11 protein-coding genes are annotated in these 15,591 nt (G+C 67.5%); 6 read left to right on the top strand and 5 right to left on the bottom strand.

Annotation, left to right across the window (positions count from 1 at the left end; genetic code table 11):
- Positions 1-112 precede the first annotated feature (112 nt).
- The 3 genes from cysN to N800_RS08345 are packed head-to-tail and all read right to left on the bottom strand — an operon-like array spanning position 113 to position 3,759.
- On the bottom strand, positions 113-2,035 hold the full coding sequence (gene cysN, locus N800_RS08335) for a sulfate adenylyltransferase subunit CysN (RefSeq protein WP_084087370.1): 1,923 nt from the start codon (positions 2,033-2,035) through the stop codon (positions 113-115).
- Positions 2,035-2,961 carry a sulfate adenylyltransferase subunit CysD gene (gene cysD, locus N800_RS08340; protein ID WP_425476503.1) on the bottom strand — a complete coding sequence of 309 codons (927 nt, stop codon included), beginning with the start codon at positions 2,959-2,961 and terminating at the stop codon, positions 2,035-2,037. The genes cysN and cysD overlap by 1 nt, the downstream gene beginning before the upstream one ends.
- A gap of 45 nt (positions 2,962-3,006) precedes the next feature.
- Entirely contained in the window at positions 3,007-3,759 is a 753-nt protein-coding gene (locus N800_RS08345) for a sulfite exporter TauE/SafE family protein (protein WP_036136893.1), read from the bottom strand.
- Positions 3,760-3,917: 158 nt separating this feature from the next.
- Here N800_RS08345 and N800_RS08350 point away from each other — a divergent pair, with 158 nt between their 5' ends.
- The 3 genes from N800_RS08350 to N800_RS08360 are packed head-to-tail and all read left to right on the top strand — an operon-like array spanning position 3,918 to position 8,331.
- Positions 3,918-5,846: an assimilatory sulfite reductase (NADPH) flavoprotein subunit gene (locus N800_RS08350; RefSeq protein WP_036136895.1), complete on the top strand. Its 1,929-nt coding sequence runs from the start codon at positions 3,918-3,920 to the stop codon at positions 5,844-5,846.
- Positions 5,846-7,579: an assimilatory sulfite reductase (NADPH) hemoprotein subunit gene (gene cysI, locus N800_RS08355; protein WP_036136897.1), complete on the top strand. Its 1,734-nt coding sequence runs from the start codon at positions 5,846-5,848 to the stop codon at positions 7,577-7,579. The genes N800_RS08350 and cysI overlap by 1 nt, the downstream gene beginning before the upstream one ends.
- Complete coding sequence (locus N800_RS08360; protein WP_052108068.1) at positions 7,576-8,331, top strand: phosphoadenylyl-sulfate reductase; 756 nt, start codon at positions 7,576-7,578, stop codon at positions 8,329-8,331. The genes cysI and N800_RS08360 overlap by 4 nt, the downstream gene beginning before the upstream one ends.
- Positions 8,332-8,373: 42 nt before the next feature.
- On the opposite strand, the gene N800_RS08365 is transcribed toward N800_RS08360, so the two are convergent.
- On the bottom strand, positions 8,374-9,357 hold the full coding sequence (locus N800_RS08365) for a LysR family transcriptional regulator (RefSeq protein ID WP_036136900.1): 984 nt from the start codon (positions 9,355-9,357) through the stop codon (positions 8,374-8,376).
- A gap of 247 nt (positions 9,358-9,604) precedes the next feature.
- On the opposite strand from N800_RS08365, the gene cysG reads away from it, so the two are divergent.
- From cysG to N800_RS08380, 3 genes are all read left to right on the top strand, one after another.
- Positions 9,605-11,056 (top strand): siroheme synthase CysG, encoded by a 1,452-nt coding sequence (gene cysG / locus N800_RS08370; protein ID WP_036136903.1) that lies wholly within the window; start codon positions 9,605-9,607, stop codon positions 11,054-11,056.
- A gap of 57 nt (positions 11,057-11,113) precedes the next feature.
- Positions 11,114-12,091 (top strand): cysteine synthase A, encoded by a 978-nt coding sequence (gene cysK, locus N800_RS08375; RefSeq protein ID WP_036136905.1) that lies wholly within the window; start codon positions 11,114-11,116, stop codon positions 12,089-12,091.
- Positions 12,092-12,466: 375 nt separating this feature from the next.
- A complete protein-coding gene (locus tag N800_RS08380) occupies positions 12,467-13,807 on the top strand; it encodes an ISL3-like element ISStma11 family transposase (protein WP_036136908.1) in 1,341 nt (446 codons plus the stop codon).
- An 82-nt stretch (positions 13,808-13,889) separates the two neighbouring features.
- On the opposite strand, the gene merA is transcribed toward N800_RS08380, so the two are convergent.
- The gene (gene merA, locus N800_RS08385; protein ID WP_036136910.1) at positions 13,890-15,584 is read right to left on the bottom strand and encodes a mercury(II) reductase; all 1,695 of its coding nucleotides are present in this window, start codon (positions 15,582-15,584) and stop codon (positions 13,890-13,892) included.
- Positions 15,585-15,591 lie beyond the last annotated feature (7 nt).

A 15,591-nucleotide genomic window follows, 5' to 3' on the forward strand; every position in this document is an offset into this window, starting at 1 on the left:
CCAATGGCCGGGGCTTTCCCTTTTCGATCGTCAGAATGCGCTCGCGGTTGCGCCAACCGGCTCCGCAACCGCAGGGTGACGCCACCCGTTGGCATGCGCCGCGGCCCGGAAGTCATCCCAGCAAACGGTCGACCACCCGCTGCGCCAGCGTCTCGGCGGCGGCCGCTGTGGTGTCGAGGCGCAACTCGGGCGATTCCGGGGCTTCGTAGGGCGAATCGATGCCGGTGAAGTTGGGGATCTTGCCGGCCCTCGCCTTGGCATACAGCCCCTTCACGTCACGTTCCTCGGCCACCGACAACGGCGTGTCGACAAACACCTCGATGAACTCGCCTTCGCCGAACAGCTCGCGCGCCATGCGCCGTTCGGCGCGGAACGGCGAGATGAAGCTGACCAGCACGATCAGGCCGGCATCGGTCATCAACCGCGCCACCTCGGCCACGCGACGGATATTTTCCACGCGGTCCTCGTCGGTGAAGCCCAGGTCCTTGTTGAGGCCATGACGGACGTTATCGCCATCCAGGATGTAGGCGTGGTGCCCCATCGCGTGCAACTTCTTCTCCACCAGGTTGGCGATGGTGGACTTGCCTGATCCCGACAGTCCGGTGAACCAGGCGCAACGCGGCGTCTGGCCGAGGCTGAGCGCGCGCGCCGCCTGGTCGATGTCGGCGTGGTGCCAGTGGATGTTGCCGGCGCGGCGCAGGGCGAAATCCAGCGTGCCGGCGGCGACGGTGGCGTTGGTCTGCCGGTCGATCAGGATGAAGGCGCCGAGGTCACGGTTGTCGCGATAGGCCTCGAACGGGATCGGCTGGTCCAGGCCAAGGTTGCAGTAGGCCACCTCGTTGAGTTCCAGGTGCTTGGCCGCTAGTTGCGCCTGGGTGTTCACGTCGACCTTGTGCTTGATCTCGGTGACCGTGGCGCTGACGGTGCGCGTGCCGATCTTCATCCAGTACGGACGGCCAGGCAGCAGGCGTTGCTCGCCCATCCACAGCAGGTGCGCGGCGAACTGGTCTGCGACTTCGGCAGGGCGTGCCGCGGCGGCGATCACGTCACCGCGGCTGATGTCCAACTCGTCGGTCAGGGTCAGGGTGATGGCCTGCCCGGCCGCCGCCACCTGCAGGTCGCCGTCGGCGGTGACGACCCGGTCCACGCGACTGCGACCGCCGGATGGCAGCACCACTACCGCGTCACCCGGACGGACTTCGCCTACGGCCACGGTGCCGGCGAAGCCGCGGAAGTCCTGGTTGGGGCGGTTGACCCACTGCACCGGCAGGCGGAAGCCGATGTCCGCGCGGTCGCGCGTGACGTCCACCGACTCCAGGTACTCCAGCACGCTGGGCCCTCGGTACCACGGCGTGTGCGGTGAACGCTCCAGCAGGTTGTCGCCCTGCAGCGCCGAGAGTGGCACTGCGGTGACGTGCTCGATGCCCAGCTGCGTGGCCAGCCCACGGTAGCCATCGACGATTCGCTCGAACACACCTTCGTCGTAGCCGACCAGGTCCATCTTGTTGACCGCCAGCAGCACGTGGCGGATGCCCAGCAGCGAGATGATGTAGCTGTGGCGCCGCGTCTGGGTCAGCAAGCCTTTGCGCGCATCCACCAGCACCACGGCCACATCGGCCGTGGACGCACCAGTGGCCATGTTGCGGGTGTACTGCTCGTGCCCGGGACAGTCAGCGACGATGAACTTGCGCTGGTCGGTACTGAAGAAGCGGTAGGCCACGTCGATGGTGATGCCCTGCTCGCGCTCGGCGGCAAGGCCATCGACCAGCAGGGCGAAGTCGATCGCATCACCCTGGGTGCCATGGCGACGGCTGTCGGCGGCCAGTGCGGACAACTGGTCGTCGAACAGACGCTTGGTGTCGTGCAGCAGGCGCCCGATCAGCGTGCTCTTGCCATCGTCCACGCTGCCGCAGGTGATGAAGCGCAGCAGGCCCTTGGTCTCGTGCTGGTGCAGGTAGGCGGCGACGGCGGCCGCGGCGTCATCGTGTTCCGGCACGACGGTGGAGGTGGCTTCGTTGAGCGGTGCGCTGGCCATCAGAAATAGCCCTCCTGCTTCTTCTTCTCCATCGACGCGGAGGGGTCGTGGTCAATGACGCGGCCCTGGCGCTCGGACGTGGTGGCCACCAGCATCTCGGCGATGATCTTTTCCAGCGTGTCGGCTTCGGAGTCGATCGCGCCGGTCAGCGGGTAGCAACCCAGCGTGCGGAAGCGCACCTTGCGCAGCTGCGGCGCTTCGCCTGCGTGCAGCGGCAGGCGTTCGTCGTCGACAAGGATCAACGCGCCATCGCGCTCCACCACGGGTCGTTCGGCCGCGAAGTACAGCGACGGCACCGGGATACGTTCGCGGTAGATGTACAGCCAGACGTCCAGCTCGGTCCAGTTGGAGATCGGGAACACGCGCACCGACTCGCCCTTGTGCACGCGGGTGTTGTACAGGTTCCACAGCTCCGGGCGCTGGTTCTTGGGGTCCCAGCGGTGCTGCGCGGTGCGGAACGAGAAGATGCGCTCCTTGGCGCGCGACTTTTCCTCATCGCGGCGCGCGCCGCCGATGGCGGCATCGAAGCCGTACTGGTCCAGCGCCTGCTTCAGGCCCTGGGTCTTCATCACGTCGGTGTGCACGGTAGCGCCGTGACTGATCGGGCCGATGCCCTGCGCCACGCCTTCCGGGTTGGTGTGCACGCGCAGGTCGATGCCAGTCTCCGCGGCGCGACGATCACGGAAGGCGATCATCTCGCGGAACTTCCAGCCGGTGTCCACGTGCAGCAGCGAGATCGGCGGCTTGCCCGGGGCGAACGCCTTCAGCAGCAGGTGCAGCAGCACCGAACTGTCCTTGCCGATGGAATACAGCATCACCGGGTTGCGGAACTCGGCCGCGACCTCGCGCAGGATGTGGATGCTCTCGGCCTCGAGGCGGTCGAGGTGGCTGAGCGCGGACGGCGACAGGGAAGACGACGGGGACATCGGAAGGTTCAAGGGGCGACTCGCGGAAGCAGGTTCAATCGTGACTCAAAACGCACCGAAGTGCTTGAGCAGGGTACGGGCGCTGAGCCCCATGACCAGCAGGCCAACCAGCACCAGCAGCGGCCGCGGGTGCACGTGGCGGACCAGCAACGCCCCCAGGGGAGCAGCGGCAACACCACCAATGGCCAGCCCGAGGATGATGTCCCAGTGGCCCAGGCCCAGGGTCACCAGGAACACCAGCGACGCAGTCAGCGTCACGAAGAACTCCACCGCGTTCACCGTGCCCACGGTCAGGCGCAACCCATTGCCGCGCGCCAGCAGGTTGCTGGACACGATCGGGCCCCAGCCGCCGCCGCCAATCGCGTCGATCAGCGCACCGAAAAAGCCCAGCGGCACCACGTGCGAAGCGACTTCGGCCGGCGGGAAGTCGCGGAACGCCTTGTAGACGATGATGGCGCCCATCAGCACCAGATAGCCGGCGATCCACGGGCGCAGGGCATCGCCGGACAGGCTGGCGAGGAGATAGGCGCCCACACCCGCGCCCACCACACCGGGCAGCAGCAGCCGCTTGAACAGCTTGCGGTCGATGTTGCCGAAGGCATGGTGCGACGCCGCCGAGGCGCCGGTGGTAAAGCACTCGGCCGCATGCACGGTGGCGCTGGAGATGGCCGGTGGCACGCCGAAACCCAGCAACAGGCTGGATGCGGTCACGCCGTAGGCCATGCCCAGGGCGCCATCGACCAGCTGGGCAGCAAAGCCGATGGCGATGAACAGCAGCAGGTCGGGGGGAAGCTCCATCGGCAATGAGGGGCATCAAGTGGGGTGTGGCCAGTATCGGAGCGACCCTCGGCGCCGATGAAATACAGCGAGGGCATAAGCGCATAACCGCCTTTCCTTTCCGCGTGCGGAACGGGCTGCCTAGTCTGGCAGCGTCGAAATCCCCCTGCGGTGTCTCCATGTCCGCCTCGCCCGCCTTCTCCGCCCCGCCCTCGCTGCTGACGCAGGCGCAATCCGCGCTGGTCGAGCAGCTCACCACCGACCTCGACGGCGCCGGGCTGTGGTGGCTGTCTGGCTACGCCGCCGGGCTGGCCCGTGCCCAGACGTTGCCCGCCGCGCGCCCGATGGCGGTCCCGGCACCCGAGGCGCAACCCGCGGCCACGTTGACCATCGTGTATGGCAGCCAGACCGGCAACGCCAAGCGCGTGGCCGAGTCACTGGGACAGCAGGTCGAAGCGGCGGGCCTGCAAGTGCGCGTGCTGCGCGCCGATGCCTACCCCACCCGCGATCTGAAGCAGGAGCGCTACCTCGCCGTGGTGATCAGCACGCAGGGCGACGGCGACCCGCCGGACGATGCGCGCGGCTTCGTCGAGTTCATCACCGGCAAGCGGGCGCCGGCGCTGACCGACCTGCACTTCGCCGTGCTGGGTTTGGGCGACTCCAGCTATCCACAGTTCTGCGCGGTGGGCCAGGTGCTGGACGAGCGACTGGCTGCACTGGGCGGCAAGCGCTGGATCGCCCGCGGCGATGCCGACCTCGACATCGAGACGGTCGCCACGCCGTGGTTGGCAAATGCCCTGGCTGCCGCGAAGGAATCGCTGAAGCCGCAGACACCGCTGGCCACGGTGACGCCATTACGCCCGTTGGCAGCGGCCACCAGCGCGTATACGCGTGACAACCCGTTCCACGCCGAACTGCTGGCCAACCAGCGCATCACCGGCCGCGACCGCGCCGGCGCGCCGTCGGCCAAGGACATCCGCCATATCGAGTTGTCGCTGGAGGGCTCCGGCCTGCATTACCAGCCGGGCGATGCGCTGGGCGTGTGGCCGATCAATCCGCCGCGACTGGTCGATGCGCTACTGGCGACCCTGGCGCTGGAGGGCACGCAGCCGGTCGACCACGGCGGGCAGACATTGCCGTTACGCGAGTGGCTGTCCAACCGTCGTGAGCTGACCCGCCTGTCGCGCCCGTTCCTGGTCGCGCACGCCGCGCTGGCCAAGGACGAAGCACTGGACCGGCAACTGTCCGCGGACAACCCGACAGGACTGACGGAGCTGCTCGCCAACCACCAGCTGATCGATCTGTTGCGCGCGCACCCGGCCGCGTGGACCGCCGAAGCCCTCGTGGCCGCACTGCGACCGTTGGTGCCGCGACTGTACTCCATCGCCTCCAGCCCGAAAGCCGTGGGTGACGAGGCGCACCTGACGGTCGCGCATATCGAGTACCGCGTGGACGGTGGCCCCGCCGGGACCATCGGCGATGCGCAAGGCGGCGGCGACGTTGAAGCTAGCGTCGATGATGGCCTGCGCTGGGGCACGGCCTCCAACTTCCTCGCCCGCGCGTTGGAAGGCGAACGCCTGCCGGTGTTCATCGAACACAACGAGCGCTTCCGCCTGCCCGCCGATGGCCACCGCGACGTGATCATGATCGGCCCGGGCACCGGCGTGGCCCCGTTCCGCGGCTTCGTGCAGGAGCGCGCCGCCGCGGGCGCCAGCGGGCGCAACTGGCTGTTCTTCGGCAATCCTCACGCGCGCACCGACTTCCTCTACCAGACGGAATGGCAGGAGGCGCTCAAGCGCGGCCAGCTGCATCGCCTGGACCTCGCCTTCTCCCGCGACCAGGTGACGTCGCTGGACGACGCAGCCCGCACCACCACGGGCAAGACCTACGTGCAGGACCGCCTGCGCGAGCGCGGCGCGGAAGTCCATGCCTGGCTGGAAGGCGGCGCGCACGTCTACGTCTGCGGTGATGCCACGCGGATGGCCAAGGATGTGCACGCCGCCCTGCTGGCGCTGATCGCCGAGCACGGCAACCGGTCGGCCGAAGAGGCCGCGGACTACCTCAACGCGCTGCAGGCGCAGGGCCGCTACGCCCGGGACGTTTACTGATGAGCACGCATTCGGTCGAAGACATCAAGCGAGAAAGCGGCCGCCTGCGCGGCACGCTGCTGGAGTCACTGGCCAATCCGGTCACCGGCGCCCTGCACGAGGACGACCAGACCCTGATCAAGTACCACGGCAGCTACCAGCAGGATGACCGCGACGTCCGCGACGAGCGCCGCCTGCAGAGGCTGGAGCCGGCGTACTCGTTCATGATCCGCACCCGCACGCCGGGTGGCGTGGTGTCGCCGGAGCAGTGGCTCAAGCTGGACCGCATCGCCACCACCTTTGCGGAGCGCGGGCTGCGCATCACCACGCGCCAGGCCTTCCAGTTCCACGGCGTGATCAAGACCGAGCTGAAGCCGACGATGCAGGCGATCAATGCCGCATTGATCGACACGCTGGCCGCGTGCGGCGACGTCAACCGCAACGTGGCGGTGGCCGCGAACCCGCACCAGTCACGCGCGCACGCCAGGGTGCATGCGCAGGCCGCGGCCTTGTCCGAACACCTGCTGCCCAACACCCGCGCCTATTACGAGATCTGGCTGGATGAGGAAAAGGTCTCCGGCAGCGGTGAGGAGGCCGAGCCCATCTACGGCGCCGGCTACCTGCCGCGCAAGTTCAAGATCGGCTTCGCCATCCCGCCGTACAACGACGTCGACGTGTTCGCACAGGACCTGGGGTTCATCGCCATCATCGACGACGGAGAACTGCGCGGTTACGACGTCACCGTTGGCGGCGGCATGGGTGCGACGCACGGCGACCAGGAGACCTACCCGCGCCTGGGCAATGTCATCGGCTTCATTCCCCCGGAGCGCTTGACCGCCGTGGCCGAGGCCGTCGTCACCACCCAGCGCGACTGGGGCAACCGCGTAGTGCGCAAGCGCGCGCGGCTGAAGTACACCATTGACGATCGCGGGCTGGAGGCGTTCCAGGCCGAAGTGGAGCGCCGCGCCGGTGGCGCGCTGGAGCCGGCGCGCGGCTTCCGCTTCGTACACAACGGCGACCGCTTCGGCTGGGTGCAATCCGACGATGACGCGACGCGCTGGCACCTGACCCTGCGCATCGTGGCCGGGCGCATCTGGGACCGGGATGGGCTCAGCCACCTGACCGGCTTGCGCCACATCGCGCAGTTGCTGCACGAGGCCGACGCCGCGCCTGGTACCGTTGCCCCCGAATTCCGCATGACGGCCAACCAGAACCTGGTCATCGCCAACGTGCCGGCCGCACTGCGCGCGCGGGTGGACGCGCTGCTTGAGCACCACGGCCTGGACACGCACGCGCGCGCCACGCCGTCGCGACTCAACGCCATCGCCTGCGTCGCCCTGCCCACCTGCGGCTTGGCCATGGCCGAAGCCGAGCGCTACCTGCCCGAGTTCATCACCCGGCTGGAAGGCCTGCTCGATCGCCACGGCCTGCGCGAGCAGCCCATCAACGTGCGCCTCAGCGGCTGCCCCAACGGCTGCTCGCGGCCGTACCTGGGCGAGATCGCGCTGGTGGGCAAGGCGCCCGGGCGCTACAACCTGATGCTGGGCGCCGACCACCGCGGCCAGCGGCTCAACCGCCTGCACCGCGAGAACGTGGACGAAGCCGCGATCCTGGCCGCGCTCGACCCGCTGCTGGCGGACTACGCCGCACAGCGCACCGCGGGCGAATATTTCGGCGACTACCTGGTGCGTGCGGGCGTCATCGCCGTGCCTGCCAAGGACGATCGCACCATCGGCATCGAGGTGGTGGCATGAGCCCTCCGGACCCCATCACCGCGGCCGAATCGCCGCGCGCGCTCGACGAGCTCAACCGCTGGCTGGGCACGCTCAGCGCCGAGGCGCGCGTGGCCTGGGCGCTGGAAGCGCAGGCCGGCGAGCATGCGTTGTCGTCCAGCTTCGGGGCGCAGGCGGCCGTATCCCTGCACCTGGTCACCCGGCAGAAGGCCGACCTCCCGGTGATCCTGGTCGACACCGGCTACCTGTTCCCCGAGACGCACGTGTTCATCGACGAGCTCACCCAGCGCCTCGACCTCAACCTGCAGGTTTACCGCCCGCGGGAGGACGCGGCGTGGGATGCCGTGCGCGTGGCTCAACTGCCAGAACTGGGCGTGGAAGGCATCACCCGCTACAACCACGCACACAAGGTCGAACCGATGCAGCGCGCGTTGCGCGAACTGGGTGTGCGTACGTGGATTGCCGGACTGCGGCGGCAACAATCGGCCAGCCGTGCCGGCATCGACTTCCTGGAACTGCGCGATGGCCGCTGGAAGCTGCATCCGCTGGCCGACTGGACCGATCGCGACGTGTGGCAGTACCTGCAACGCCACGACCTGCCCTACCACCCGCTGTGGCACGCGGGGTACGTGTCGATTGGCGACACGCACTCCACGCGCAAGCTGGAGGCCGGCATGAGCGAAGAGGACACGCGCTTCTTCGGGCTCAAGCGCGAGTGCGGGCTGCACGAAAGCTGGGACGCCGCCTACGCGCCCACCAGCCAGGCGGCCTGAAGCCATGCCGCTTGCGGCATCCACGCAAGCGGCGCGTCGGTCTTACACGGTGATCGGCTGGCTCAGTTCGGTCCAGGTCGGCGGCACCGGCCAGTCGGCCATCTGGTTGCCGGCCAGCACGCGACGCAGGTCATGGCGATCCAGCTGCGGCGCCAGCGCGTGCAGCAGCTCGAGCGTGTAGTCGCGCAACACGCGCTCGCGCGGCAGCACCGCCCACGCCACGCATTCGGGGATCGCCGCGGGCGCGGTCAACGCGCGCAGGTCGGCATCGTCGTGCGTGCTGACGGCCATCTCGGCGAGCAGGCCCACGCCGAGGCCCGCACGCACGTAGGTCTTGATCAGGTCCGCGTCGCGCGCGGTCATCGCCAGTTGCGGCTCCAGCCCGGCTTCGACGAAGGCGCGCCGCAGCGACGACTCCGGACGGATCGATGACTCGTAACTCACCAATGGATAGTTGGCCAGTTGCGCCAACCCCGGCGCGGCGTTCGCGGCCAGTGGGTGGTCCTTCGGCACCAGCACCTGGCGGCGCCAGCGGAACAGCGGAACAGCAATGCCGCCTTCTGGCACATCGCCGGCGGTGCTGATCAGCGCCAGGTCGGCCTCGCCGCTGGCCAGCAGCGATAGCACCTCGCCATCGGCGGTCGGTTGCAGGTGCACGCTGACCTGCGGGTAGGCCTGCTTCACCTGCGCGATGGCCGGCGGCAGCACGAAGCGCGCCTGGGTGTGGGTGGTGGCCAGCACCAGCCGGCCCTGGCCGTCGCGGCGCTGGTTGGCCGCGTACGAGCGGATGTTGTTGGCCTCCGCCAGCAGGCGGCGCGCGTGCTTCAGCACCTGCTGGCCCGACGGCGTGACCGCGTCGAGGCTGCGCCCCTTGCGCGAGAACAGCAGGAAACCGAGTTCGTCCTCGAGCTGCTTGAGCTGCTTCGACAGCCCCGGCTGCGTGGCGTGCACGCGCTCGGCCGCGAGGGTGATGTTGAGCCCCGAGTCGGCGATGGCGACCAGGTAGCGGAGTTGGGTGAGGGTCATGAGCGCGGTGTCCGGTCAGGTCGAGGGTCCAGTCGATGGGCGTTGGACGGATGCACGGGACAGGACATGGGGGCGATGATGCACATGATTTATCTCTCTATTCGGATGAACTGATTTTAATACTAAGCCGCAAAGCCAAGCCAATTCAATGCTTATGCGTTTACGGAATAAGCCAAGACCCTGATGTTATTTCCCCAGCCCGGCCGCGATGGCTAGCGTCGGAGGCCCTCCCAATCCGTCCGCTGCCATGGCCGCCCCGCTGTTTCCGCTGTTCGTCGATCTCTCCGGCCGCGCCGTCGTGGTGGTGGGGGGCGGCAACGTCGCCCGGCGCAAGGTGACGGCACTGCTGGACGCAGGCGCCAAGGTCACCGTCGGCGCGCCCGCACTGGAGCCAGAACTGGCCGAATTGGCCCGCCGGGGCGACATCCAGCACGTGGAGGGCGCGTTCGACCCCAACTGGCTCAATGGTGCGTGGCTGGCCATTGCCGCCACCGACCTGCCGGCCGTCAACCGCGCGGTCGCGGTGGCCGGCGAAGCGCGGCGGGTCTGGGTCAACGTGGTCGACGACGCCCCGCTGTCCAGCGTGCAGGTGCCCTCGCGCGTGGAACGCGGACCGGTGCAGATCGCGATCTCCAGCGGCGGCGGCGCACCCATGCTGGCGCGGCACCTGCGCGAGCAGTTGGAGACCCAGTTCGATGAATCATTGGGTGCATTGGCCACGCTGCTGACGCGCCTGCGCGGCCGCATCCGCGAACGCCTGACCGACCTGCATGCCCGCCGCCGCTTCTTCGAACGCCTGTTGGCCAGCGACGTGCCCACGCTGCTGCGACGCGGTGACGCCTCCGCCGCGGAACGCTCGCTGCTGGCCCAACTGGCCGACAGCGATAGCGTCCCCTTGGCAGGTCGCGTCGCACTGGTCGGTGCCGGTCCCGGCGACGGGGGCCTGCTGACCCTGCGTGGCCTGCGCCTGCTCAACGAAGCCGACGTTATCCTGCACGACCGACTGGTCGGTCCCGAGGTGCTCGCCCTCGCCCGCCGCGACGCCGAACGCATCGAGGTCGGCAAGCAGGCCGGCCACCACCACGTCACCCAGGACCGGATCCATGCGCTGATGCTGGAGCACGCGCGCGCCGGCAAGCGCGTGGTGCGGCTCAAGGGCGGCGACGGTTTCATCTTCGGCCGCGGCGGCGAGGAACTGGAGTTCCTGCAGGCGCACGGCATCGCCTTCGAAGTGGTGCCCGGCATCACCGCCGCGCTCGCCTGCGGTGCCTACGCCGGCATTCCGTTGACCCATCGCGACCACGCGCAATCAGTGCGTTTCGTTACCGCACACACCAAAGATTCGGCCGATGCCATCGACTGGGCGTCACTGGCCGCCGAACGCCAGACCTTGGCGGTGTACATGGGCGTGGCCGGCCTGGAAACGCTGCGCGAACGCCTGATCGCGCACGGCCGCGCCGCATCCACGCCGTTCGCGCTGATCGAGAACGGCTCGCGCCCGGAGCAGCGCGTGGTCGTGGGCACGCTGGACCGCCTACCCGCCCTCGCCCGCGCGCATGCCGTGCAGTCCCCCGCGCTGCTGGTGCTGGGCGAAGTGGCGGCACTGGCCGGCACGCTGCACTGGTTCGGCACCGCGCCGCTGGGCGACACCACGCCTGCCCAACCGCCCGCCACGGTGATGCTGGAGCAGGCGGCATGACCATCGCGCCGCCGCAAGCCACGTAACAACGCACCCCATTCCTCGAAGGACACCCCCATGGCCCTCCACGACAGCATCCTCGACACCATCGGCAACACGCCCATCGTCCGCCTCAACCGCATCGCGCCCACGCACGTCACGCTTTACGCCAAGGTCGAAGCCTTCAATCCGGCCGGCTCGGTGAAGGACCGCCTGGCGCTGGCCATCGTGCTCGACGCCGAGCGCCGCGGCGTGCTCAAGCCCGGTCAGACGATTGTCGAAGCCACCTCGGGCAACACCGGCATCGCCCTGGCGATGGTCGCCGCCGCGCGCGGCTATCCGTTCGTCGCGGTGATGACCGAGACCTTCTCGATCGAGCGCCGCAAGCTGATGCGCGCCTATGGCGCCAAGGTCATCCTCACCCCCGCCGCCGAGCGCGGCACCGGCATGGTGCGCAAGGCCGCCGAGCTGGCGGCGCAGCATGGCTGGTTCCTCGCCAGCCAGTTCGAGAACCCGGCCAACCCCGCCTACCACCGCAGCACCACCGGCCCGGAAATCCTGCGTGACTTCGCCGGCAAGCGCCTGGACTACTTCGTCAGCGGCTGGGGCACCGGCGGCACCATCACCGGCGCCGGCGAGGTGCTCAAGCTCGCCCGTCCGGAGCTGAAGGTGATCGCCAGCGAACCGGCCGGCGCCGCGCTGCTCTCGGGCAAGGAGTGGCAACCGCACAAGATCCAGGGCTGGACCCCGGACTTCATCCCCGGCGTGCTGAACCGCGGCATCGCCGACGAGGTGTTGCCGGTCGACGATGGCCTCGCCCGCGACACCGCGCGTCGCCTTGCCGCCGAGGAAGGGCTGTTCGTCGGCATCTCCGCCGGCGCCACCGTCGCTGCCGCGCTGCGCGTGGCCGAATCCGCGCCCGAGGGCTCGGTGCTGCTGGCGATGCTGCCCGACACCGGTGAGCGCTACCTGTCCACCGTGCTGTTCGAAGGCGTCAACGAAGGTTCGGACGACGAGTGGCTGGCGTCGCTGGAGCCGGCTGCGCAGGCGGCCTGAAACCCGCTGCCGCCAGCGGTTTTGCATACGGCCGCAATCGCCACGGGATGGTTGCAGGGGCGCCGACCGCTCGCACGCATCCGCGAAAGCTGCGCACAGACCGTTCTGGCCTGAAAAGGCCTGATTCCATACCTGCAACATCAATATCGTATGCAAGATCCCTGTGCGCAGCGCGCCACGTCCTGTGCGTACACGTGGCGCGCCTGCGGCCGCCGTCGCACCCAAAAAACATGGGTATCCGGAATCTGGTGTGGGTTCTGGCTCCTTGGGTCTTTGTAGCTATCACTTTCAAAGAATGGATTTTGGTGTTGGACGGCTGAGCGGATGTGCTAGAGTAAAAGTCGGATTTCAGTGTGGGTTCGCCCAAGGTGCTGAGTGACGGACTTTCTCCAGCTGCGAAGCCTGAAGACGCTTGAAATCCTGACCAGCGAGGACAGTTACGTCGTCAAGGCCGAAGGCGTCAATCAGTGGGTGACCTGCCCGCTGTGCAAGACCGGACGCCTGCATGGTCACGGCTCACAGGAACAGTCGTTTCAGGACACACCGACGCACGGCAAACCCGTCGTGATCTTCATCCAGCGCCGTCGCTATCGCTGTACAAGCTGCACCAAGACCTTGTTTGAGCCTGTGGCGGACCTTGATGGAAAACGCCAAGCCACGGCGCGTCTGGTGCGTTATATCCGCGACCAGTCCTTCTCCAAGACCTTTGCGGCCCTTGCCCGGGAAGTAGCCGTGGACGAAAAGACGGTCCGCCACGTCTTCGACGATTTCATCGAGGAGGTCGAGGCCAAGACCCAGTTCCGGACGCCGCGGGTGCTGGGTATCGACGAGCTCAAGATCATCGGCCAGTACCGGGCCATGATCACCAACGTCGAGCGCAAGACCGTGTTCGATATCCGCCCCAGCCGGGCCAAAGCCGAGTTGATGCCCTATTTCCGCGACCTGCGGGACAAGGACTCGGTCGAGTGGGTGGCGATGGACATGTACCACGTTTATCGGCAGTTGGTGCGCGCCACGCTGCCACAGGCCCGGATCGTGGTCGATCGATTCCATATCCAGCGCATGGCGAACGACGCGCTGGAGAAGCTGCGCAAGCGCATTCGCAAGGATTTGTCCACCCGGCAGCGCCTCAAACTCAAGGACGAGCGGTTCCTGCTGCTCAAGCGGCAGCACGACCTGACAGGGAGAGATATGGACCGGATGCGGGAATGGTTCCAACAGTTCCCGCTCCTAAGCGAAGCCCACGCGCTCAAGGAAGGATTTCTGTCGATCTGGGATCAGAAGACCCGCCCAGCAGCAGAAGCCGCCTGCGCGAAGTGGCAGGCCAATATTCCGACCGAATTGGCGGCCACGTTCAAGGACCTGACCACCGCCGTGCACAACTGGCACGACGAAATCTTCGCCTACTTCGAGCAGCCGATTACCAATGCCTATACTGAGTCAGTCAACCGAGTGGCCAAAGACATGAACCGCATGGGCAGGGGTTACAGCTTCGAGGTGCTTCGGGCGCGCATGCTCTACGACAAGAAGGCGCGCAAGGATGGCTCGGTTATCGAAACCGTGTTGGTCGATGACGACGACCCAATGACCACGGACTTCGTGTTCCAGCGGATGACCACGGCGGCAACGCGCAAGAAGAAGATCACGCGCGTGGTCGAGTACGGCCCCTATCTCCCGACGCTGGCGCGGCTACTCGAAGAGGGGTATTTCGAATAGTCCTCAGCCCATTGTGCAAGAGGCGGCGCTTCAGCCTGAATTTGTGATTCAGCCGATGAAGCATAGGTAAGAGGCCCAGCCACTACCCCGCGCAACAGGACAGTTGCTTTACGTCCTTGGTGAAGGTTTGTGCCGCGAGTTTCAGCCCCTCGACCATCGTCAGGTAGGGGAATAACTGGTCGGCCAACTCTCGCACCGTCATGCGGTTGCGAATCGCCAGTACTGCGGTTTGGATCAGCTCGCCTGCTTCCGGGGCTACCGCTTGCACGCCGATCAGTCGTCCCGAACCGGCCTCCGAAACCAGCTTGATGAAACCGCGCGTGTCGAAGTTGACCAGCGCCCGGGGCACGTTGTCGAGCGTCAGCGTGCGGCTGTCGGTCTCGATACCGTCGTGGTGCGCTTCGGCTTCGCTGTAGCCCACGGTGGCGACCTGCGGGTCGGTGAACACCACCGCCGGCATCGCCGTCAGATCCAGCGTCGCGTTGCCACCCGTCATGTTGATTGCAGCGCGGGTGCCGGCCGCCGCCGCGACGTAGACGAACTGCGGCTGGTCAGTGCAGTCGCCGGCGGCATAGATGTGCGGCACGGTAGTGCGCATCGCGTGGTCGATGGTGATGGCGCCTTGCGCATTGACCACCACACCGGCCGCGTCGAGGTTGAGCGTGCGGGTGTTTGGGGTGCGGCCGGTGGCGAACAACAGCCGGTCGGCATGCAGTTCGCCGCGTTCGGTGGTGAGCACGAATTCCCCATCCTCATAGGCGACCTGGCTGGCCTGGGTGTGGTCCAGCACTTCGATGCCTTCGGCGCGGAACACGGCCGTGATGGCCTCGCCAATGGCGGGGTCTTCGCGAAAGAACAGTGTGCTGCGCGCCAGCATGGTCACCTTGCTGCCCAGCCGGGCAAAGGCCTGCGCGAGTTCGACGGCCACCACCGACGAGCCGATCACGGCCAGCCGATCGGGGATCGTGTCGCTGGCCAGCGCTTCGGTCGACGTCCAGAAGGGCGTGTCTTTCAAGCCCGGGATCGGTGGAATCGCCGGACTGGCCCCGGTGGCGATGAGGCAGCGGTCGAAACTCACCTCGCGCATCCCGTCGTCAGCGGTTGCCACGGTCAGCGTGTGCGCATCCTTGAATCGGGCATCGCCGCGCAGCACGGTGATGGTCGGGGTGCTCGTCAGGATGCCTTCGTACTTGGCGTGGCGCAGTTCATCGACGCGCCCCTGCTGCTGAGCCAGCAAGCGCTTACGCAGAATCTTCGGCGAGGCGGCGGCAATGCCGTCATCGAACGGACTCTCGCGACGCAGATGCGCAATGTGGGCAGCGCGGATCATGATCTTGGACGGCACACATCCGACGTTGACGCAGGTGCCGCCGAGAGTGCTGCGCTCGATCAGCGTCACACGCGCCCCTTGCTCGACGGCCTTCAACGCCGCCGCCATCGCCGCGCCGCCGCTGCCGATCACGGCCACGTGCAGTGCAGCCTCATCGTCCTCGCGCTTTGGTTCGCCGCCCAGCCGCTCTTGTGCATTGTTCAGCAGGTCGCTGGGTTGCCCCGGCGCATCGGCAAGCTGCGCTCGGTAACCGAGTGCGGATACCGCCGCGACCAGCGAGGTCACGTCCGCGGCGGTACCTGCGCTGGCCTCAATCTCGGCCCGGCGCTGTGGGTAGGACACTGAGGCCGAACGCACGCCGGGCACCTTTTCCAAGGTCTGCTTGACGTGCTCGGCGCACGACCCGCAGGTCATGCCATCGATGTGCAGCGTGATCGCCTCGGTCATGAGCGTG

It is taken from the genome of Lysobacter daejeonensis GH1-9, assembly GCF_000768355.1.
GTDB lineage: Bacteria > Pseudomonadota > Gammaproteobacteria > Xanthomonadales > Xanthomonadaceae > Aerolutibacter > Aerolutibacter daejeonensis.